Genomic DNA, 3311 nt, shown 5'->3' on the forward strand with positions numbered 1-3311 from the left:
CCGCCATCAGCTTGTCCTTGAACTCGGAGAGGATCTTGATGATCTCCCCAATGGCATCCACGAGGCCCTTGAGGGCGCCCTTGTTCTCGTCCTCGAGCTTCTTGAGGGCGGCGTCGGCCTTGTCGTGGGCCTCCTTGTATTTCTGGGCGAGCTTCTGCGCGAGGTCGTTCTTCTTCGCGTCGATGCCGCTGCGCAGCTCGTCGAAGCGACTGGCGACTTCCTGCTGCGCTTGCTTCCCGACTGCCTGGAGGTCGCGCGGCAGGCTGGCCACGTACGTCTTGATGGCGGCCTGGCCCTTGTCGACTTCGGCCTTCGCGTCCGCCAGCCGGTTGTCTACCGTGGCGGAGATGCGCACGGCCAACGCATCCATCTTGGTTGCGAAGCGTCCGCGTGCGGCGCGGAGGATGACCTTGATGCCCTCGGGCACGTCGCGGAAGAGGTCCGCGATCCAGCGTGCGCCGCCGGTGAGGCCCGAGTAGCGGTCCTCTTTGAAGCGGTCGATTTCGCGGTTGGCGTAGGACTTCATGTCCGCCAGGGCGGCCTCGGCCCCGACGTCGAAGAGGCGCATGACGTCGGTTTCGAGCGTGGAGAGCTTCGTCTCCACCTTCACCTTCGTCTGCTGGTACAGCCTTTCAATCGTGTCGGTGACTTCCTTGCGGCGCGCTTCGTCCTTCGCCTTCGCCAGCATCTGGCGCGTCTTCACCTTGGAGCCGCTGGACGTCTTCACCCCAGCCATCTGGTTGAGGCTGGTCTTCCCAATCCCCGTGGCCTGAGCGGCCGCCTGTCCCAGCGTGGCCTTCTCGCTGGAGAGGTACTTGCCGGGTGCGGCAGTGGCGGTCTTCTCCACGTTCGTCTTCGCGGAGAGGACGGCGGAGAAGCGCGGGTCGTTCGCCTTCTGCAACTGAGTCGGCGTGAGGTCCGCGTCCTTCATCTGCTGGTCGGCGTCCTTCTTGGGGCTCTGGAGCGCCTGCACTTCTCCCGCGGGTTTCGGCGCGGGCATCGCCTCCGCGGTGTTGACGGGCGTGGGCGGTGCCGCCGGGTCCTCCGGCATGGGAGCGGCGGAACGCCCAGGCACACTGCTCGGGTCCGGAGGTGCCGCGGTGGCCTGCTCGGTGGGACCGGCGGCCGTGTCCTTCTGGTCCTTCACGCCCCCCGAGACGGCGCCCTTCACCTGCTCCGTCTCACTGCCCTTCATGAACTTGTCCGCGTCGTCCAGGTTCTTGGGCATCACCTTTTCGATTTCGGCGCGCAGCAGCGCGAGGAAACCGTTGGGCTCGGCCTTGGGCGCTTCGGCGGACTTCATGGCGTCGACCTGGTTGGCCTTCGCCCCTGCGTTCCTTTCGTTGGGTGGGGAGACGGCGGCGGCCTGGGCTTCGGCGGCCTTCTTCGACGCGGGCGGGTGCTTCCTCGTCTTCTGGGCGCTCTTCTCCAGTTGCTCGATGACCTTGCGGAACCTGGGGTCCTTCTCCGCGTCACCGCCCACCTTCACCGCCGCGCCACCCGGGGCCTCAGCGGAGGTGGCACCGCCTCCCGCCGCACGCGCCGGGGCCGGCGCCGCGGCGCGGGCAGGTCCTCGGGCGGCGGCTCTGGCGGTGGCCATGGAGGTGGGGATCCGCTCTCAGACAAGCTCGTCGTAGTTCACCGCGGTGTCCAGTGAACTCAAGGCATACATCTCCTGCAGGAACTCGCGGGCCTGTCCGTCGTCCCGGATGAGGCGGTGGGCGCTCTGGTCCACGAGCTCCTTCAGCGTGCCGGGAGGGAAGGCCGCACGCGTGACGAGCCGGAACGCATTCGCGGTATTCCATCGCTCACGCCAGTCGGGCCCCAATGCCAGCAGGGCATTGTTGGATGCGACGACATTGTCCGGCTCATCCCGGTAGAAGCGCTCCAGGTAGGACCTGACGCGGGAAAGCGCGGCCTCGCGGGTCTCCGCGTCGGGTTCCGAGAAGTCGTCTCCGTCTTCAGCGGGGCCGTTGCTCATGGGGCAGCTCACTCGGGGAACGCGGTTTCAACGACATAGTGCCGCTTCTCGCTGTCCGAGAGGACGATGATGACCGCCACTCCGCGAAGATTCTTCGCCTCGACGACCGTCATGTCGGGCAGGAGCTTGTACCCGACTCCGATGTTTTGGGTGAAGGTAGCCCGCAAGGGGGAGGAGAGCTTCGTTCCCACGGGCTTCGCCTGGCCGTTATCGTCGTTGAACTGCTTGTCGATCGTCTCCTTGCCCGCCGCCAGGGCCGCGTTGATCGCCATCTCCATGAGGTTGGTCCTGTAGAACCGGGTCGACGTCCGCGTTGGCATGGGCGTGGCCCCCCACTTCTCCAGCGAGCCAAGCACTCCCTCCGTGTCGTTCTCGCGGATCAGCCGGTACTTCCGGATGTTCTCCTTGGCTTCGTTGATCTTGGCGTACTGGGTGTTCATGTCCTTGACCCGCTTCTCGTTCTTCTTCGGGTCCGCGGTGACAGGGAGTCCTTCAATCTTCAGGAGTTCGCTGTTCGCCAGCGTGATGCTGTCCTGAGCGAGCTTGACCCTGGCGTCGCGCATCTGCCGGAACTGGACCAACTGCCGCTGGAAGCGATCCTTGAGGGTCGCCGACGGAACATCCGGACCGTGGTTGGTGATGAGGTGCACGGTGATGGGAGGGGCGCCCGCCTTGATGTTCGGGATCTTCGCCCCCTCGCTCGCGGCGAACCCTCCAGGCGCGAGGGAGAACGAGCCCTTGCTGGCGAGTTGTTCCGAGGGGCCGCGCTCCTTGGGATTGATCTCTGCTTCGACGTGGTACTTGTTCTCGCCTTCCTGGGCCAGATTGATGGTCGTGAGTCTGTATTTGGCCTTGATGGAGTTCAGTTTGGCGGTGACGCCCTTGGCCGAGGCGCCCTTCTTCTTCATCAGGGCATCTGCCTCCTGGACGGCTGCCTTGAGGTCCGCCTGCTTCTGCTCCATCGTCCGGGTGTCCTTCCCGCCGCCCTGGCCTCCCTTTCCGAAGAGCTTCTTGACCCAGGCGAAGGCCTTCTTGAGCCAGCCGAGCACGGCGGCACGGACCTTCGCCTGCACCTTGGTGATGAACTCGCGGATCTTCGCGGAGATGCCGCCCAGGCCGATGAGCCGCGCGAGGAAGCCGATGACGATGGGGATGAGGCTCGCGAGCGCGTTCTCGATCCACTTCGCCGCGCCACCGATGGCCCCCGTCGCAATCGCATGCAGCGAGTTCACGATGGCTTCGATGAGGGCGAGGATGCGCGAGGCATTCTCGATGACCCACATCACCACGTTGTAGATGGCGAGGACGGCCTGGACGAAGGCACCGGCCG

Annotated in this window: 3 protein-coding genes; all 3 read right to left on the minus strand. The window is 65.5% G+C overall.

Annotation, left to right across the window (positions count from 1 at the left end):
- The coding region (locus D7V93_RS40660) for a hypothetical protein (protein ID WP_147451610.1) at window positions 1-1600 on the minus strand (1600 nt) is incomplete at its 3' end.
- A gap of 18 nt (window positions 1601-1618) precedes the next feature.
- Window positions 1619-1981, minus strand: a complete 363-nt coding sequence (locus D7V93_RS40665) for a hypothetical protein (RefSeq protein ID WP_120648376.1) — start codon at window positions 1979-1981, stop codon at window positions 1619-1621.
- An 8-nt stretch (window positions 1982-1989) separates the two neighbouring features.
- Window positions 1990-3311 (minus strand): hypothetical protein (locus D7V93_RS45515; RefSeq protein WP_208723315.1); only part of this gene is annotated, 1322 nt, incomplete at its 5' end.

It is taken from the genome of Corallococcus llansteffanensis (assembly GCF_003612055.1).
Taxonomy (GTDB): Bacteria; Myxococcota; Myxococcia; order Myxococcales; family Myxococcaceae; genus Corallococcus; species Corallococcus llansteffanensis.

Excerpts from the sequence above, each read along its gene's own strand:
- D7V93_RS40665 (WP_120648376.1), bottom strand. The coding sequence starts at position 1,981 with ATGAGCAACGGCCCCGCTGAAGACGGAGACGACTTCTCGGAACCCGAC.